13 protein-coding genes and 1 pseudogene are annotated in these 16,667 nt (G+C 60.2%); 8 read left to right on the plus strand and 6 right to left on the minus strand.

The features are described 5' to 3' along the window. Positions 1 to 651: 651 nt before the first annotated feature. The gene (locus RRF55_RS16335) at positions 652 to 1,659 is read right to left on the minus strand and encodes a Gfo/Idh/MocA family oxidoreductase (protein ID WP_004177011.1); all 1,008 of its coding nucleotides are present in this window, start codon (positions 1,657 to 1,659) and stop codon (positions 652 to 654) included. Between the two features lie 101 nt (positions 1,660 to 1,760). Between RRF55_RS16335 and RRF55_RS16340 the strand changes: the two genes are divergently transcribed. From RRF55_RS16340 to RRF55_RS16360, 5 genes and pseudogenes are all read left to right on the plus strand, one after another. After that, the gene (locus tag RRF55_RS16340) at positions 1,761 to 2,780 is read left to right on the plus strand and encodes a LacI family DNA-binding transcriptional regulator (protein ID WP_004151797.1); all 1,020 of its coding nucleotides are present in this window, start codon (positions 1,761 to 1,763) and stop codon (positions 2,778 to 2,780) included. 429 nt (positions 2,781 to 3,209) lie between these two features. Then, on the plus strand, positions 3,210 to 4,133 hold the full coding sequence (locus tag RRF55_RS16345; protein ID WP_002892597.1) for a sugar ABC transporter substrate-binding protein: 924 nt from the start codon (positions 3,210 to 3,212) through the stop codon (positions 4,131 to 4,133). Positions 4,134 to 4,165: 32 nt separating this feature from the next. Continuing rightward, positions 4,166 to 5,650 carry a sugar ABC transporter ATP-binding protein gene (locus RRF55_RS16350; RefSeq protein WP_004142660.1) on the plus strand — a complete coding sequence of 495 codons (1,485 nt, stop codon included), beginning with the start codon at positions 4,166 to 4,168 and terminating at the stop codon, positions 5,648 to 5,650. A 19-nt stretch (positions 5,651 to 5,669) separates the two neighbouring features. Then, positions 5,670 to 6,692 (plus strand): ABC transporter permease, encoded by a 1,023-nt coding sequence (locus tag RRF55_RS16355; protein WP_004152946.1) that lies wholly within the window; start codon positions 5,670 to 5,672, stop codon positions 6,690 to 6,692. Positions 6,693 to 6,875: 183 nt separating this feature from the next. After that, positions 6,876 to 7,485 (plus strand): annotated as a pseudogene (locus RRF55_RS16360) (hypothetical protein). Positions 7,486 to 7,532: 47 nt separating this feature from the next. Here RRF55_RS16360 and RRF55_RS16365 read toward each other — a convergent pair. The 5 genes from RRF55_RS16365 to RRF55_RS16385 all read right to left on the minus strand — a co-directional run bounded on the left by RRF55_RS16365 (position 7,533) and on the right by RRF55_RS16385 (position 14,047). Further along, positions 7,533 to 8,543: a LacI family DNA-binding transcriptional regulator gene (locus RRF55_RS16365; RefSeq protein ID WP_014907957.1), complete on the minus strand. Its 1,011-nt coding sequence runs from the start codon at positions 8,541 to 8,543 to the stop codon at positions 7,533 to 7,535. A 23-nt stretch (positions 8,544 to 8,566) separates the two neighbouring features. Beyond that, a complete protein-coding gene (locus tag RRF55_RS16370) occupies positions 8,567 to 9,967 on the minus strand; it encodes a sucrose-6-phosphate hydrolase (protein WP_048331641.1) in 1,401 nt (466 codons plus the stop codon). Next, entirely contained in the window at positions 9,967 to 11,337 is a 1,371-nt protein-coding gene (locus tag RRF55_RS16375; protein WP_002892640.1) for a sucrose-specific PTS transporter subunit IIBC, read from the minus strand. The genes RRF55_RS16370 and RRF55_RS16375 overlap by 1 nt, the downstream gene beginning before the upstream one ends. A 104-nt stretch (positions 11,338 to 11,441) precedes the next feature. Next, positions 11,442 to 12,959 (minus strand): carbohydrate porin, encoded by a 1,518-nt coding sequence (locus RRF55_RS16380; RefSeq protein ID WP_004147437.1) that lies wholly within the window; start codon positions 12,957 to 12,959, stop codon positions 11,442 to 11,444. A 164-nt stretch (positions 12,960 to 13,123) separates the two neighbouring features. Continuing rightward, positions 13,124 to 14,047 (minus strand): aminoimidazole riboside kinase, encoded by a 924-nt coding sequence (locus RRF55_RS16385; RefSeq protein WP_004177006.1) that lies wholly within the window; start codon positions 14,045 to 14,047, stop codon positions 13,124 to 13,126. Between the two features lie 238 nt (positions 14,048 to 14,285). Here RRF55_RS16385 and RRF55_RS16390 point away from each other — a divergent pair, with 238 nt between their 5' ends. The 3 genes from RRF55_RS16390 to RRF55_RS16400 all read left to right on the plus strand — a co-directional run bounded on the left by RRF55_RS16390 (position 14,286) and on the right by RRF55_RS16400 (position 16,549). After that, positions 14,286 to 14,927: a helix-turn-helix domain-containing protein gene (locus RRF55_RS16390; RefSeq protein ID WP_014599058.1), complete on the plus strand. Its 642-nt coding sequence runs from the start codon at positions 14,286 to 14,288 to the stop codon at positions 14,925 to 14,927. Positions 14,928 to 15,062: 135 nt separating this feature from the next. Beyond that, positions 15,063 to 15,407, plus strand: a complete 345-nt coding sequence (locus RRF55_RS16395; protein ID WP_002892695.1) for a DUF3302 domain-containing protein — start codon at positions 15,063 to 15,065, stop codon at positions 15,405 to 15,407. Further along, positions 15,407 to 16,549: an HlyD family secretion protein gene (locus tag RRF55_RS16400; protein ID WP_002892697.1), complete on the plus strand. Its 1,143-nt coding sequence runs from the start codon at positions 15,407 to 15,409 to the stop codon at positions 16,547 to 16,549. Before RRF55_RS16395 ends, RRF55_RS16400 begins: the two co-directional genes overlap by 1 nt. The last annotated feature ends 118 nt before the right edge of the window (positions 16,550 to 16,667 follow it).

A 16,667-nucleotide genomic window follows, 5' to 3' on the forward strand; every position in this document is an offset into this window, starting at 1 on the left:
GTGCCTGTGTTATGTAGGCCGGGCAAGGCGACGCCGCCGCCCGGCATAAAAGCGGTTCCGCGCCCGCTGTTCTTGCCCGGCGGCGCTGCGCTTGCGCGGGCCTGAGATATTTATGCAAGGGTTTGATATTAAAGCATATTAATGCCTGTGTTATGTAGGCCGGGCAAGGCGGCGGCGCCGCCCGGCATAAAACGGCTCCGCGTCGGCTGTTCTTGCCCGGCGGCGCTGCGCTTGCGCGGGCCTGGAATATCTATGCAATGGTTTGATATTAAAGCATATTAATGCCTGTGTTATGTAGGCCGGGCAAGGCGACGCCGCCGCCCGGCATAAAACGGCTCCGCGCCCGCTGTTCTTGCCCGGCGGCGCTGCGCTTGCACGGGCCTACGATTTTACTGCAACCGTTTGATATTAAATCAGATTAGTGCCTGTGTTATGTAGGCCGGGCAAGGCGACGCCGCCGCCCGGCATAAAAGCGGCTCTGCGCCCGCTGTCCTTGCCCGGCGGCGCTGCGCTTGCACGGGCCTGGGATATCTATGCAACCTATTGATATTAAGGTGTATTAATGCCTGTCTTCTGTAGGCCGGGCAAGGCATCGCCGCCGCCCGGCATAAAGGCAGGTACAGCGCCTGATAGCGGTTGCCTCGCACCCGCTCAGCGACAGTCGTCGACGGCGACAAACTGACCATGCTGCAGGGACTGAACTGCCGCTTCGGCAATGGCCTGCGCCTGCAGGCCGTCCAGCAGGCCGGGCAGGTCGGCGACGGTTTCACCATTCAGGGAGCGAATAAAGGCGTCAAGATGCTGGTAATAAGATCCCTGTACCCGGCTGAACCAGTCCGGCCACAGGCCCGGCTCAATGCGCTGATTGCCGCGCCACAGGGTAGGGCCCGCCGGCGACTGGCTACCGGACTCCAGCGCGCCTTCGGCGCCCAGCAGGGTGATCCGTTCATCGTACCCGTGGCCGGTGCGGCGGGTATTGTCCAGCTGCGCCAGCGCGCCGCCGCGCATCTGCATCATCAGGATGGAGGTGTCGACATCGCCAAATTCGGCAATGTCCGGCAGGGCCAGCGCCGCGCCCATCGCTGCTACGGTGCGCACTTCATCGCCAGTGAGAAAGCGCAGGAGATCGAAGAAGTGGATCGCCTGATCGCGCATCTGGCCGCCGGAGCTGCGCAGATAGTCGAGCGGCGGCATGCTGGAGGCGCGGCAGACCATCTGCACCAGCTCGACCCGGCCGATCAGCCCTTGCTCCAGCTGGCGGCGGAGCTGCTGATGGCTGCTATCGAAGCGCCGGTTAAAGCCGACAGTGACCGGCACGTTCAGGGGGAGCACCCGCTCCACCACCTCACGGGCGCGCGCCAGGGAGAGGTCGATCGGTTTTTCGCAATAGACCGCCTTGCCCGCCCTGGCGGCGGCTTCCAGCAGTTCGGCATGCGACGGGGTTGAACTGGCGATCAGCACCGCGTCGATGGCGTCGCTATGGATCGCCTCGCTCACGGTCACCGCCCGGGCGCCATAGCGGGCGGCCAGCGCCTGGGCGCGCTCCGGGGCGGCATCGGCCACCATCGTCAACGCACTTCCTTCATGACGAGCAAGACTGGCGGCATGAACCTGACCGATAAAACCACTGCCTACCAGGGCAAAACGTTTGCAGATCATTTTTTTCTCCAGAATGGCGAGGGGACGCTGCCACCATAATCGGTTTGCTAAACTCACTGACACTGCCGTTTTGATGGATTTCCATCATGAAGAGAGGGGCGATGAAAAACATTTCACTGGCGATGCTGGCCAGACAGATTGGCGTCGGCGTGGCCACCGTTGACCGGGTGCTGAACGAGCGCGGCGGCGTATCGCCGCAGACCACGCGCAAAGTGCTGCAGGCGGCGCGCGAGGCGGGGCTGAAGCGGATCCTGCCGGAGGAGCACCGCTTTCCCTGGCAGATTGAGGTCTTTCTCAGCAGCAATGACTCGTTCTTCTTTCCGCAGCTGGCGCAGGATTTTGCCGCCGTGGCGGATAGCCTCGGCTATCGCCGTCTGACCTTGCACCGCACCTTTGTCCCGGAGTCGCAGCCAACGACGCTGGCCCGGCGCATTGCGCGCAGCTGCCAGCAGCGTCAAGGGATCATCGTCTTCGGCAATGACCATCCCGCGGTGCACGACGCGCTGCACCGCTGCCGGGAGGCTGGCGTCCCGGCGATCACCCTGGCGACGGACCTGCCCGGCGCCGACCGACTCTGCCACGTGGGGATCAATCAGCTACAGGCTGGCCGCACGGCGGGGTTAATGCTGGGGAGAATGACGCCGCGGCCCGGCGAGGTGCTGATGGTCAGCGGCCGGCAAGATTACAGCGCGCATCGCCTGCGCATTCAGGGGTTCCGCGAGGTGCTGAGCCAGCGCTTTCCCCACCTGCAGCTCAGCGACGTGCTGGCGGGCGAGGAGCGGCGGGAGCAGATCACCCGCCTGGTGGAGCAAGCCCTGTGCCGCAGCCGGAATATTGTTGGGATCTATAACACCGGGCTTGGCAATACCCAGATTGCCGAGGCGCTGGCCCGCCACCGCCGCGAAGGCGACGTCTGCTGGATCACCCATGAGCGTTACAACACCACCCGGCAGCAGCTGGCGAAGGGCAGCCTGGCGTTAACGCTCGATCAGAACACCCGCCAGCACGCCCAGCTGGCGATCGACCTGATGCTGCGCCATCTGGAGTCCGGCTACCAGCCGCAAACCTATGCCGACGGTAAAGTCGACTTTATCCTCTACAGCGCCGAGAACGTGGACTAAGGCGTGCGGCGCCTCCCTTCCTGACAACACGGATTTCCCCGGCGGGTAAATGCCAACCCCGCCGGGAGAGATCGCTTCAAAGCGTTGTCTGCTTCTCATTTTTCGCTCATTTATGCGGCAATGTTAGATGTCTGTCAAAATTCTGTTACTGCATAGTTTTAAAATTTTCATTTCAGTTATTTACTTATAAAAGTTTCAAATGTCTTGTTAATGAAATAAATGGTCTGAAATCCAGGTTGCGGCGTAAATGGACTGATGTTTCAAAATAGTGATGATAAAACAGCCGTTATTTGTGATTTAGATCACGATGGAGTGCGAGAGGTGCCGCAGCGTCGTCGATATACCAGCAGACATTTGCCGCAACGTAACTGAAATTAATTTTTCATTTTGTTTCATTCACCGGCGTACCTACAAAATCAAGGATCAACTATGAATATTAAGAAAACGATTGTTGCCTCTTTGTTAGCCTGCATGCTGCCTGCGGTGGTTATGGCAAAAGATGTCTCCATTGGCGTCTCGATGGCGCTGTTTGACGATAACTTCCTGACGATCCTGCGTACCTCGATGCAAAAAGAGATGAAAAAAGATGGCGTTAAATCGCAGATCGAGGACGCGAAAGGGGATGTCTCCCAGCAGCTGCAGCAGGTGCAGAACTTTATCGGCCAGGGGGTGGACGCCATTATCGTCAACCCGGTGGATACCAACGCGGTGAAACCGATCATGGATCAGGCCACCAAAGCCGGGATCCCGCTGGTGTTTGTGAACCGCCGTCCGCAGGCGGAGCTGACCGACAAGATGGCCTATGTGGGATCGGACTCTATTCTCGCCGGCCGTCTGCAGATGGAAGCGCTGGCGAAAGCGATGAACGGTAAGGGCAATGTGGCGATCCTGCTCGGCGACCTGGCGAATGAATCCACTCGCGACCGCACCAAAGGGGTGGAAGAGGTGGTAGCGAAATACCCGAACATCAAAATCGTCCAGAAGCAGACCGCGAAATTTACCCGCAATGACGCAGTGGATGTGGTCAGCAACTGGATGACCAGCGGTGAGGATATCCAGGCCATCGCCTCCAACAACGATGAAATGGCGATCGGCGCCCTGCAGGCGCTGGGCAAAAACCCGAACCATATTCTCATCGCTGGCGTGGATGGCACCCCGGATGCCCTGCAGATGCTGAAGAGCGGCAAGATGATCGCCACCATCTTCCAGGATGCGAAAGGCCAGGGTGAAGGCGCAGTCGACGCGGCCATCAAGCTGGCGAACGGCGAGAAAGTGGAAAAAATCATCGACGTGCCGTATCAGCTGATCACCAAAGAGAACATGGCTGAATTTACCAACCGTAATCAGAAATAGTCCTGGCCAACCTGTGGTACGGAGGTGGATGTATGAACGCTTTTGCCCTTGAAGCCGAAGGTATCAGTAAGTTCTTCCCCGGCGTGAAGGCGCTCGATAATGTCTCATTGCGCGTGCGTCCGGGAACGGTGCATGCCCTGATGGGCGAGAACGGCGCCGGTAAATCCACGCTGATGAAATGCCTGATCGGTATCTATCGCCCCGATAAAGGGTCGATTCGCGTGAAAGGGGAGCCGGTGGAGTTTACCGACACCATGGATGCGCTGCGCTCGGGGATCTCGATGATCCACCAGGAGCTCAATCTGGTGCCGCATATGACGGTGGCGGAGAATATCTGGCTGGGGCGCGAGCCGATGAAGTACGGCTTTGTCGACCACGGCCAGCTGACCCGCCAGACCCAGGCGCTGCTGGATAAGCTCAATATCCGCTTAACCGCTGACCGGCTGGTGGGCGACCTGAGCATCGCCGCCCAGCAGATGGTGGAGATTGCCAAAGCGGTTTCATGGAACGCGGATATCGTGATCATGGATGAGCCCACCTCGGCGCTGACCGAAGGCGAGGTGGCTCACCTGTTCACCATCATCCGCGACCTGCGCGCCCAGGGTAAAGCGATCATCTATATCAGCCACAAAATGGATGAGATCTTTGCCATCACCGATGAGATCAGCGTCTTTCGCGACGGCACTTGGGTAGGGAGCAAAAACACCACCGAATTTACCCGGCAGTCGCTGATCACCCAGATGGTGGGCCGCGAATTAACCCAGCTGTTTCCGAAATTTAATAACACCATCGGCGAAGAGGTGCTGACGGTGCGCAACCTGACGCGTCAGGGCGTGTTCCATGACGTCAGCTTTAGCGTACGCCGTGGCGAAATCCTGGGCGTGGCCGGGCTGGTGGGCGCCGGGCGCAGCGAGGTGATGGAAAGCCTGTTCGGTATGGAGCGCTTCGACAGCGGCGAAGTGCTGATCGACGGGGCGCCGGTGACCATCGATTCCCCCTCCGTGGCGATTGAAAAGGGGATGGCATTATTAACCGAAGACCGGAAAAAGTCGGGCCTGTTTCTGGTGCTGTCGGTGCTGGAAAATATGAGTATCGTCAAAATGCCGGAATATATCGGCAAGAGCGGTTTTGTCCAGCACGTGAAAATGGCCGAAGACTGCATGGAGCAAATACGCCGGCTCAATATTAAAACGCCGACGATGGATCAAATTATTAATAACCTCAGCGGGGGGAATCAGCAAAAAGTCCTGATTGCGCGCTGGCTGTTAGCGCAACCGAAAATCTTAATTCTCGATGAGCCGACCCGCGGTATCGACGTCGGGGCGAAGGCGGAGATTTATCATCTTATCAGTGAACTGGCGAATCGGGGGGTGGCGGTGATTATGGTCTCCTCTGAACTGCCGGAAATCCTTGGCATGAGCGATCGGGTCATGGTGATGCATGAAGGTCGTATCACCGGCATCCTGGAAAAAGACGAAGCCGACCAGGAAACCATTTTGTCGTTGGCATCCCATTGAGGCACAGAGAATGAGTAATATGAAATTAACGGCGGCTCCGGCCAGCGAGGGTTCCTCCTTCTTCGCTAATTTGCGGCATAAAATGCCGAAAGATACCGGCATCTTTGTGGTGATGCTGGTGATTGCCCTGACCTTTGAAATCGCCGGCTGGTATGTACGCGACCAGTCGTTCCTGCTCAATACCAACCGGCTGGTGCTGATTGTGCTGCAGGTGGCGATTATCGGCATCATCGCCGTCGGCGTCACCCAGGTGATCATCACCACCGGGATTGACCTCTCCTCCGGCTCGGTTATTGCCCTTGCGGCGGTGGTGGCGGCCAGCCTGGCGCAAACCTCCGATAGCCTGTCGCCAATGTTCCCGGCGCTGGTCAACCTGCCGGCGGTGATCCCCATTTGCGCGGGGATCGGCGTCGGCCTGCTGTGCGGCCTGACCAACGGTTTCCTGGTGACGCGGACCGGTATCCCGCCGTTTATCGCCACCCTCGGGATGATGGTTTCGGCGCGCGGTCTGGCGCAGTATTACACTCAGGGCAACCCGATCAGCTTCCTCTCCGACAGCTTTACGGCGATAGGCCAGGGTGCGATGCCGGTGATTATCTTCTTCGTGATCGCCGCCGTGTTTCACATTGCGCTGAAGCATACCCGGTATGGCAAATATGTGTATGCCATCGGCGGCAACATGACCTCGGCCAAAGTGTCCGGCATCAACGTGAATAAATATCTGGTGATCGTCTACACCATCGCCGGGGCGCTCTCCGGGCTGGCGGGGGTGGTGCTGGCGGCGCGCGTCAGCAGCGGCCAGTCGAGTATGGGGATGTCCTACGAGCTGGACGCGATTGCCGCCGCGGTGATCGGCGGCAGCAGCTTAATGGGCGGAGTGGGGCGCATTACCGGCACCCTGATTGGCGCGATGATCCTTGGCCTGATCAAAAGCGGTTTTACCTTTGTCGGCGTCGATGCCTATGTGCAGGATATTATTAAAGGCATCATTATCGTTGCGGCGGTAACCATCGATATGCGTCGCAACCGGAAAAAACACTAATCTTATCAACGAGCGGCAACGGCGAAGGATGCCGTTGCCGCCCGTCCTGTCCAGAAATAAACAAAATACTCCCCGCCAGGCTCCGCCTGTCTGTTTTGCCCGCGCTGCGCATCCTGTACAGTTTCGCCACTTCCGTTGTCCATTCGTCAGGGGCCACGCGTGGCCTGCGGTTTCTGGAGTCGTATGAATACACCATCCTTTGGCAAATTCTCGCCGCGCTGGCTAGCGGGAAAAAGGGGCCTTATCGTCACGCTGCTCGCGGGGCTGGCGATCCTGGCGCTCGGTCGGGGCATGAATTTGCCGGCCAGAGAGGTTTACCGTGAGAGGCAGATCCGCCAGCTGGAGGAGGATGCGCAGTGGGTGGCGGAACGCCTTGAGCGGCGGATGAACATTCCGGCGCCGCAGCGGGAAGCGACCTGGCCGCTGGCGGCGATGCGCGCCGCTCTCCAGACCCTCGCCCAGGAGCGGCATTATCAGCTGCTGCTGGTGAATGGCGACGGGCATCTGCTGGCGGCATCGCACGCGCTGCCGGCCAGCGTGCTGGCCCAGGTGCAGGCGCAGTTCCCGCGAGAGATGCAGCCCCCGCTGTTCGGCAGCCACTACCAGACCATTCAGCCATTCGCCCCGCATCAAAGGATGTTAAGCCGGGCGTTGAACGGCAACGCGGGGCTGGCGGGCTGGAATCTGGTGATGCTGGCGCCGGATGGTGGATTGCCCTCGTTGCTGGTGGCTTACCGCTGGCCGGTGACGATCGGCCTTGGCGCGGTGCTCGCCAGCGCGCTGCTGGCGCTGAGGCAGGCGGCGCGCGCCAGGCGAAAACGCTAATTGCCAACCGCGCCGTCAGGGATGGCGAATCTGCAGGGTGGCGGGCAGGTAGCGCTGAAGCGGCTCCGGGGCCTGACCGTCGATCAGCTGGCTGAGCAGATCATAGCAGTGCCAGGCCAGCTGGCGATTATCCTGCTGCACGGTATCAATGCGCAGGGAAAGCGAATCATACAGATAGTGATCGTCGAAGCTGGCGAGATGAATATTGGAATCCAGCAGATGATGCTGGCTCATATAGCGCAGCACCCCTTCGAGCAGCCCGCAGGCCGCGGTGAAGAGCGCCTTCGGCGGACGCCCCAGCCGCGCGCAGAGCGCCGCGAACATCTCATAGCCGGAGCTGGGGTGGTAGTTGCCGTTGATCACCCACTCAGGGCGCAGCGTGATCCCCGCCTGGGCCAGGCCCTGGGTGAACCCCGCCAGCCGGTCGCGCGACGGCGACAGCCGCGGCTGGCCGCCGAGAAACCAGAACTCGTCCGCATGCTGAGGCGCGATACGAGAGATCAGCTCGGCCGTTGGGGTGACCGAGTCGGTCATCACCAGCGGCAGGGCGCTGTCGCTGGGGGAGCGGTCAAACAGCACCACCGGCAGCTGTTCGCTGAGCTTCTGATAGTCGGCATCGCTGTGCATACAAGAGGCGACAATCAGGCCGTCGACCTGGCGGGCGATCATGTTATTGACCACCACGCTCTCCTGGCCTGGGTTTTCGTCGGTGCAGGAGATAAGCAGCTGCACGCCGGCTTCCCGGCAGAGCGTCTCAAGCTCGTGGGAGAAAACGGCAAACCCGTAGTTGGTGATCTCCGGCACCACCAGACCAATGGTATGGCTGCGGTTATCGCGCAGCGAGCGCGCGTGAATGCTCGGCTGATAGTGCTGTTCGCGAGCGATCGCCAGTACGCGCTCGCGCGTCTCCTGCGCCACGCGCAGCTCTTTACCACGACCGTTGAGTACCAGGCTGGCGGTCGCTTTGGAGACGCCCGCCAGTTCGGCGATATCTTTGATAGTTACGCGTTTGGTTTTCATCAGCACCCGGGAGCCTGAAAGCAAAACGCTTATTCTACCATGCATGGCCGCAGCAGCCAGCGGCAGAATGCCACCGGCGTCGCACCGCTGAAGATGAGCTGCCCCGGATAGCCCGGAAAGAAGCGGCTGCTCATTACCCCCTCGCCATCGTTGATGAAAATCTCCACGCTGGAGCGGTCGATAAAGATCCGCAGGCGTCGCGCCTCGCCGCGCCAGTAGCGGTGATGCATCTCTGCCGTCTGCAGGCCACGGCGCGACAGACGTAGGCCGTCGCGATTGACGGTGAGCTGCAGGGCGCCGGCAAAGTCCAGCCCCAGCGTGCTGTTGGGGGCGATGTCAAAGGCCAGCTCCATCGGGGCGAGGGGCAGGGTCTGTCCGCGCCAGCCCTGGGCTTCCCCGCGCAGGGCGACCAGCTCGCGCAGCGGACGCTGATACAGAGTGCCAGCCTGCCACTCCAGCTCACGCACGCAGGTCATCTGATGGATCCAGCCCTGCGCGCGGGTGGGCTGATGCATCTCGTCCCCGTCGGGGACGCCCATCCAGCCGACCAGCAGGCGGCGGCCATCATCGGCCTGCATGGTCTGCGGCGCGTAGAACTCAAATCCGCTGTCCAGCTCGTGCAGCGGGCCGTGGTCGAAGATCCCGCGTTCGGCGTCGAAGCGGCCTGCCATCCACACCGCCGGATAGGTATTGAGAAAGCGCTGCGCTTCGCGGGCCAGCCCCTGCGGGCAGCAGATCAGCAGGTGGGTGTCCGCCAGCGGAAAGAGATCCGGGCACTCCCACATGTAGCCGGCGTTCGCCAGGCCGTTCACATCGTGCCCGGCGATCTCCCCTACCAGGCGCCACTCTCGCAGGTCGCTGGCGGTAAACAGCAGCACTTTGCCGCGCTGTTGCACATCCTGCGCCCCAAGAACCATGTACCAGCGCCCGTCCTGCCGCCACACTTTAGGGTCGCGCACATGGCCGGTATAGCCTTCTGGCAGCGGCAGCACCGGCCCCAGCTTGCGGAAGGTGCCATCGGCATTCTCGGTCGCCAGACATTGCCAGGCGGTGCGCCCGCCGTCGGGGAATTTCACGTTGCCGGTGTAGCACAGAGTCAGGGCGCCCTCGAACTCGACCGCGCTGCCAGAGTAGCAGCCGTTGCGGTCATACTCTTCATCCGGCATCAGGGCGATAGGTTCGTGCCGCCAGTGCAGCAGATCGGTAGAGCTCCAGTGTCCCCAGCACTTATAGGTATGGTCGCAGGCGAGCGGGTTCCACTGATAAAACAGGTGGTAACGCCCGGCGACCTGGCAAAAGCCGTTAGGATCGTTCAGCAGTCCGTTGACCGGCGCCAGATGCCATTGTGGATAATGGCTGTCGGCCAGCGCCTGCGGCTGGCCCTGCATAACGGCCTGCAGGATCGCAGGCAGGCGTGACGGTAATGACATTATTCAGCGTCCGTTTTGTATTTCAGCGTCAGAGAGAGCGCGAAGGCCACGGCGAAGGCGATCGCCATTCCGATAATGTAGTTCAGCAGCGAGCTGGCCTGCACGATAGCCATCCCCGGGATCGCCGTCAGGCCCACCGCGGTCATGTAGACGTGCATCGACACCACCCAGGCGCCGCCGGCGGCACCGCCCACCAGCGCGGCGATAAACGGTTTCACAAAGCGCAGGTTAATCCCGAAGATTGCCGCCTCGGTGATCCCCAGCATCGCCGAAAACGCCGACGGCAGGGTGATGGCTTTTATTTTGGCATCTTTGGTTTTAAACCACACCGCAAAGCAGGCGCCGCCCTGGGCGACGTTGGCCATCGCCCAGATCGGCAGCAGGAAGTTGACGCCAATCGATGGGTTGCCCAGCAGTCCGGCTTCGATGGCATGGAAGCTGTGATGGATACCGGTAATGACGATCACCGAATAGAGGCCGCCGAACAGCAGGCCCGCCAGCCAGCCGGCGTGGCTGATAAGCGTGCTGAGGATAAACGAAATGCCGTCGCCGAGCGCGCGACCGGCCGGGCCGATCAGCAGCAGGGCGATAAAGCCGGAGATAATCACCGTCAGGAACGGAGTGAGGATCAGGTCCAGCGCGTCAGGGATCACGCGGCGCAGCCGCTTCTCGACCATGCTCATAAACCACACCGCCAGCAGCACCGGGAAGACGGTGCCCTGGTAACCGATCATCGCCACTTCGATGCCGAAGAAATTCATGGTGTGGAAGCCGGCGGCGACGCCCCAGGCGTTGGTCAGCGCCGGGTGGGTGAGGATCCCGCCGAGGGTCGCGCCCAGATAGGGGTTACCGCCAAATTCGCGGGCGGCGGTAAAGCCGATCAGGATCGGCAGAATGATAAACGCCGCCGAACTGCACATATCCAGCATGATATAGAGAGCGTTGCTCGGGTCGACCCAACCGTAGGTTTTCACCATCCCCAGCAGGCCCATCAGCAGGCCGGAGGCGACGATGGCCGGAATAATCGGCACGAAGATGTTGGACAGCAGGCGGGCGATGCGCTGGAACGGGTTCAGCTTTTTCGCCGCCAGGTCGGCGGCTTCGGATTTGCTCGATTCGCTGATGCCTGCGGCCTGGATAAAGGCGGCATAGACTTTATTGACCACCCCGGTGCCGAAGATGATCTGCATCTGTCCGGCATTGCGAAAGCAGCCTTTCACCCCGTCGATTTTGCCAATCGCCTGCTGATCGGCGAGCGCGTCGTCGACCAGCACCAGCCGCAGGCGGGTGGCGCAGTGCGCGGCGCTGGCGATATTTTCCTTGCCGCCCAGCAGGGGAAGCAGTGAGCGGGAAATCTGTTCAAAATCCATAGTACCCTCTAAATGCATGATGATATGGCGTGGGCGGCGCCAGCCGTGGCAGGCGCCGCGAACCTTATATTTATGTGTTATTTACCCTGTCGCCCCGGTGGCCGTCAGAACCAGGTCTCCATTTGCATACCGAACGACCATTCGCCGCCCGATTTGAATCCGTTGCTGCCTAACGCGTCATCGTTGGCGTAGTTGTCCAGTTTTTTGCTCCAGTCCATCCACGATGTATAGAAGCGGATCTCCGGCCGCGAGAAGAAGTCGCCGATGCTGCCCACCTTGAAGGTCGGGGCGAAGGTCAGCTTGTAGAAGCTGCCATTGACCGCATGGCGATCGTTGTAGCCTTCAGGCTGCAGATCCATGTACTGATAGCTGCCCTCCCAGGCGAGGGCGAAGTTCTGCGTCACTTCCTGAATCAGACGCAGGTTGAGGGTGGCCCACTGATAGCTGTCGCCATCGACATAACGATCTTTACTGCTCTGCGCCAGCACGGCCGGGGCAATAAACCAGCGATCGCTCAGCGGCGTGGTGCCATAGCTGGCGAAGCGCCAGGTATTGGCCCCCGGGCGCAGCGCGCCGTCGGAGCCGATGCCTTTAACCTCGGCGCCCAGCCCGTGGCCGTACAGCAGGGCCGTTTTGCTGGTCCCGTCGCGCAGGCCATAGAAGCTCTCATTGTGCAGGCCCAGCAGGGCATGAACCCCGGTGTTAGCGGCATCGCCTTTCACCAGATTGCCGTTCGCGTCCTGGCGGTCGTCATTATCTTTCGCCCGCATCCCGCTGACCATCATCTGCACCGGGCCGGCAAAGTTATTCATGCTGACGATATAGTTCTGCACGCTGTTGCTGCTGTCGGCGATATCGCCAAAGTTGCGGCCGTATAACGAGAAGTTGCTGCGCAGGCTGTCGTTCCATTTCACGTCGTAGATCCCGCCGCCGGTCCCGGCGAGGAACACCACATCCGAGTCAATCCAGTGGATGTCGAAGTTGTCGCGGTCAAAGCGTTTCCCGGCCCACAGGGTCGAGCCTTTGAACGGGCCTTCGAAGGTCGGCAGATTGCCCAGCTCGACGAACGCCTGGCGTACGTTCAGGTCGCTGCTGCTTGCCGTCCAGTCGTTATAGGTGGTCTGTCCGTCGGCCACCATCACTTTGAAACGGGTGGTCGCCCCGTTGTCCAGGGTCTGTTTATGTTCGAGGTTCATTTCCACATAGGTGTCGGCCTGGTTGCCCAGGCGACCAATGGCGCCGCCGGTCTCCCCGGCGGGGGTCATATAAGCGCCGGATTTGGTACTGGCGGCCGAGTCGTTCATGATCACCCCGGAACGCGCATAGCCGTGGAACTCAAAGCCGCCGGGCCGTTCGGCTTTTTCTTCCAGTTGAGTGGTGCGCCTGGCCACCTGCTGGGTGGTGGCCTGGGTTTGCTGCTGCTGCTGGGTTAACTGCTGAACTTTCTGCTCCGCTGAGGCGGCGCGGCTTTCGGCAGTGCTGGCGCGGGTCTCGGCGTCCTGCAGGCGTTTTTCCAGGGCGGCGAGACGCGCTTCAATGCTGTTCAGGTCTGTCTGCCCATGGGCGGCGGCGGTGCCGGTTAGCAAAGCAATAAGAATGGCTAACTTCCGTTTTTTATACATGTTGGTGACATCCAAAGGTAAATCAGTGAGTGTGCTAATGTTTGCTAAACCGGTTTAGTTGATATGTTAAACATGTCGGTAACGCGGTGAAAATAAAAATTGCTAAACCGGTTTAAGAATTGTGATGTCGCCAGCAAAGTGGGCCGTTAACCGGCCCAAGGGGATCACAGCGAGCGCTGAAGATCGTCCTTGTAGGGCAGGGCGGTCATGGCGCCTTTGGCGGTGGTGGCCAGCGCGCCGCAGGTTTGCGCCAGCGCGAGGTCGGGAGCCAGGGCTGCGAGGTTGTCCGGGATACCGTGGGCGGCGAGGCCGGCGAGTAGCCCGGCGACAAAGGCATCGCCGGCGCCGGTGGTATCGACGGCCACCACCGGGCGGGCAGGGAAGTGGCTAACCTGCCCGCGCAGGGCGGCCTGGACCCCCGCTTTACCCTGGGTCACCAGCAGTAGCGTCGGCTGGAAGCGGGCGTTCAGCCGGGCGATGCCGCTGACGATGTCGTCGCTGCCGCTGATAAACGCCAGCTCCTCTTCCGAAAGTTTTATGGCGTCGGCGAGGGCCAGCGCCCGGTCGAGACAGTCGCGAAGGTCCTGCGGATCCTGCCACAGGTCGCTGCGGATATTGGGGTCGAAGCTGACATAGCCCCCGGCGCGCTTTATCGCCTCCATCGCCGCGAATGTCGTGCTGCGGCTCGGCTCCGCGCTGAGAGCGATGGAGCAGACGTGCAGCCACTGACCGGCGGCAAACGGCGGGAGATCCTCGGGCTGAAGGAACAGGTCGGCGCTCGGACGGACCATAAAGGTAAAGGTGCGCTCCCCGTGGCTATCGAGATCGACCACCACCGTGGAGGTGCGCTGCGCCGCATCGAGGCGCATATAGTTCACATCCACTTGCTCCTGCGCCAGGGTGTGACGCATAAAACGGCCGAAGGGATCGTCGCCGACGCGGCCGATAAACCCGCTGTCACCGCCGAGCCGCGCCACGCCGACCGCCACGTTGGCCGGCGCGCCGCCGGGGCATTGCAGCAGGCGGCCCTCTCCATCGGGCAGGAGATCGACGACCGCATCGCCGAGTACCCAGATTTTTCCATTCATACGACAAGCTCCTCTAAGCTAAACTTTATTAAACCGGTTTAGCTCATTAAAGCACAGCCCACCGGTAAGCGGAACGATTGGGTCACGAAACAGGGAGGCGAGGGTAAAAAATGTGAGCCAGGCGGAATATTTCGCCACTCCAGATCTGGACTTTTCCTTCCCCACCCGCTTAGGTATAGTTCACCAGGTCGCGGTTAGCCCCGCCGCGGTGGCCAAAGGTAAAGGAGTGCGTAGCGCGATGAACCCCAGTTTTGGCGATATTTACGATCGGTACCAGAAGCTGACGCTGACTACGCATCTGCCGGCGGTGATCGCCTGCAGTGAAACGCTGAGTTTGGGCAAAGACCAGGGCTTTATTCCGCAGTCGGGCTATCTCTACTTTCTGCTGCAGGGGCAAATGACATTGGCCTTTGGTGATGAGCAGAACCTGGTCGGGATTGTTATCGCGCATATGCCGTTAGGATTACTGGAACATTATTGTCCGTCGGTCGCGCTCTATTATCAGTGTCTGGGCGAGTGCCAGCTGGCGAAAATAACCGCCAGCGATTTTGAGCGAATATTCTTTCATTCGTCGCCGGGCTATATGCAAGAGCTGACCACGATCCTGGCCTATATGGGCATATTTGCCCTTGATGCCCACTATGAACGCGGCAGCCAGACCAGCTTTCAGACCATTAAATCGATGCTGTCGCGCTATTTATATCGCGGCGAAATTGATGGGGGTCAGCATGAGAGCCTGTCGGCATTTATTATTAAACGAACCAATCTCTCGCGCAGCTATGTGTACCAGGTGCTGGCCGCGCTGCGCGAGGGGGGATATATCACGGTGAAAAAAGGCAAGCTGATCTCCATCGACCGTCATATTCCTGAGAAATTCTAAATCCGATTCGGCAGATTCACGCCATCACGTTGCTATTACCGCCAGGGAAAGCGCTAAGCGCGCTTTTTCCCCCGGCCCCGTTACGCCTGAATCTGGCTGTTTTATTTATTTAACCTTGCACTCTGGAGTTATTTTATGACCCTGGACTATGTGGCGCTGGCCATTCTGATCGCCGTGGCCTTAATACTTTTTTATGGCGTGATTGTTATTCACGATATTCCTTATGAAATCGCCAAAGAGCGGCGTCATCCTCATCAGGATGCGATTCATTATGCCGGTTGGGTCAGCTTATTTACCCTCCACGCGCTGTGGCCCTTGTTATGGATCTGGGCGACGCTGTGGCGCGAAGACCGCGGATGGGGGATGCGCCACATTGCCGACGAGCAGCAGGCGCTGCATCAGCGTCTGGAAACGGTGGTCCAGCAGCTGGAACAGGTCCAGCGCGAGGTGGACGTTCTGAAAGCGAAGGAGGCAAAATAATGGAAACGTTAATGTTGCTGACCTACGCCGCGCTATGCATCGTGGTGTTTAAAGTTTTTCGCATCCCGCTCAATAAGTGGACCGTACCGACGGCGGTGCTCGGCGGTATCGCCCTGATTGGCGCGGTGATCTTCGGGATGAACTACAACTTCCCTTATACCGACGTCGGTAACCAGGTGTTTCGCACCGTGCCGATTGTGTCGCAGGTACGCGGCCGGGTGCAGAGCGTACCGGTGAAGCCTAACCAGATGCTGCATAAGGGCGATGTGCTGTTTACCCTCGACCCGACGCCGTTCCAGGCGAAAGTGGACGATCTGCAGGCGCAGATAAAAGCAGCCAGTCAGGATGCGCTCTCCTTAAACGCGGCGTTAAGCCAGGCGCAGGCCGAGCTGAGCCGTGCGGTGGCCCAGCGCGACCAGTCGCGGCGGGAGTATGCCCGCTATCGGGAGGGCCATGCCCAGGGCGCCTTCTCCGATCAAATGGTTGATACCCGTCTGCAGACGTGGAAAGCCGATGAAGCCAGCGTCAGCGCGGCTCAGGCAAAGGTGGTTCAGGCGCGTAATGCGCTGGACTCGGTGGTGAAGGGCAAAAACACCACCGTGGCCTCCCTGCTGGCGCAGCTGCAAAAGGCGCAGTTTCAGCTGGAGAACACCGTCGTCCGCGCCCCGGAGGATGGCTATGTCAGTACCGTCGGCTTACGGCCGGGCACCATGTCCACTGCGCTGGGGATGATCCCGCTGATGACCTTTGTGCCGGTGGAGGGCGCCGCCTCGCGGGAGTACGTCGCGGCATTTCGCCAGAACGCCCTGCAGCGTCTGCACAAAGGCGAGCCCGCGGAGCTGATGTTTCCGGCTATCCCGGGCACCGTCTTTCGCGGAGAAGTGGCCGACGTGCTGCCGGCGATTGGCGAGAGCCAGTTCCAGGGGCAGGGCAAACTGCTGACCACAGACGCGCTCAATACCCATGGCCGGGCGCTGGTGGTGCTGAAGGTGACCGATCCGCGTTTTGCCGAATACGCTCTGCCGCAGGGGGCCACCCTCGAGGCGGCGGTCTACTCGGATCACCTGAAAGAGCTGTCGCTGATCAGGAAGATCCTGATCCGCATGAAAAGCTGGGAAAACTATATCTATCTCGATCACTAAGCCGGCGGGGGGGGGGGGGGGGGGGGAAAAAAAAAAAAAACACAAAACATACCTGATTTTTTTCCCCCGAACGTTCCTTTCTCCGGCCTCTGCTACCCACACACCCAGTTTTTCTTTT

The sequence above is a fragment of the Klebsiella sp. K47 genome (genome assembly GCF_051858335.1).
Lineage (GTDB): Bacteria > Pseudomonadota > Gammaproteobacteria > Enterobacterales > Enterobacteriaceae > Klebsiella > Klebsiella pneumoniae.

What these genes read in the sequence shown, in the direction of transcription:
- RRF55_RS16400 (WP_002892697.1), top strand. Translation starts at nt 15,407, where the DNA reads ATGGAAACGTTAATGTTGCTGACCTACGCCGCGCTATGCATCGTGGTG.
- RRF55_RS16380 (WP_004147437.1), bottom strand. Translation starts at nt 12,959, where the DNA reads ATGTATAAAAAACGGAAGTTAGCCATTCTTATTGCTTTGCTAACCGGC.
- RRF55_RS16335 (WP_004177011.1), bottom strand. Translation starts at nt 1,659, where the DNA reads ATGATCTGCAAACGTTTTGCCCTGGTAGGCAGTGGTTTTATCGGTCAG.
- RRF55_RS16345 (WP_002892597.1), top strand. Translation starts at nt 3,210, where the DNA reads ATGAATATTAAGAAAACGATTGTTGCCTCTTTGTTAGCCTGCATGCTG.
- RRF55_RS16370 (WP_048331641.1), bottom strand. Translation starts at nt 9,967, where the DNA reads ATGTCATTACCGTCACGCCTGCCTGCGATCCTGCAGGCCGTTATGCAG.
- RRF55_RS16350 (WP_004142660.1), top strand. Translation starts at nt 4,166, where the DNA reads ATGAACGCTTTTGCCCTTGAAGCCGAAGGTATCAGTAAGTTCTTCCCC.
- RRF55_RS16340 (WP_004151797.1), top strand. Translation starts at nt 1,761, where the DNA reads ATGAAAAACATTTCACTGGCGATGCTGGCCAGACAGATTGGCGTCGGC.
- RRF55_RS16375 (WP_002892640.1), bottom strand. Translation starts at nt 11,337, where the DNA reads ATGGATTTTGAACAGATTTCCCGCTCACTGCTTCCCCTGCTGGGCGGC.
- RRF55_RS16395 (WP_002892695.1), top strand. Translation starts at nt 15,063, where the DNA reads ATGACCCTGGACTATGTGGCGCTGGCCATTCTGATCGCCGTGGCCTTA.
- RRF55_RS16390 (WP_014599058.1), top strand. Translation starts at nt 14,286, where the DNA reads ATGAACCCCAGTTTTGGCGATATTTACGATCGGTACCAGAAGCTGACG.
- RRF55_RS16385 (WP_004177006.1), bottom strand. Translation starts at nt 14,047, where the DNA reads ATGAATGGAAAAATCTGGGTACTCGGCGATGCGGTCGTCGATCTCCTG.
- RRF55_RS16355 (WP_004152946.1), top strand. Translation starts at nt 5,670, where the DNA reads ATGAAATTAACGGCGGCTCCGGCCAGCGAGGGTTCCTCCTTCTTCGCT.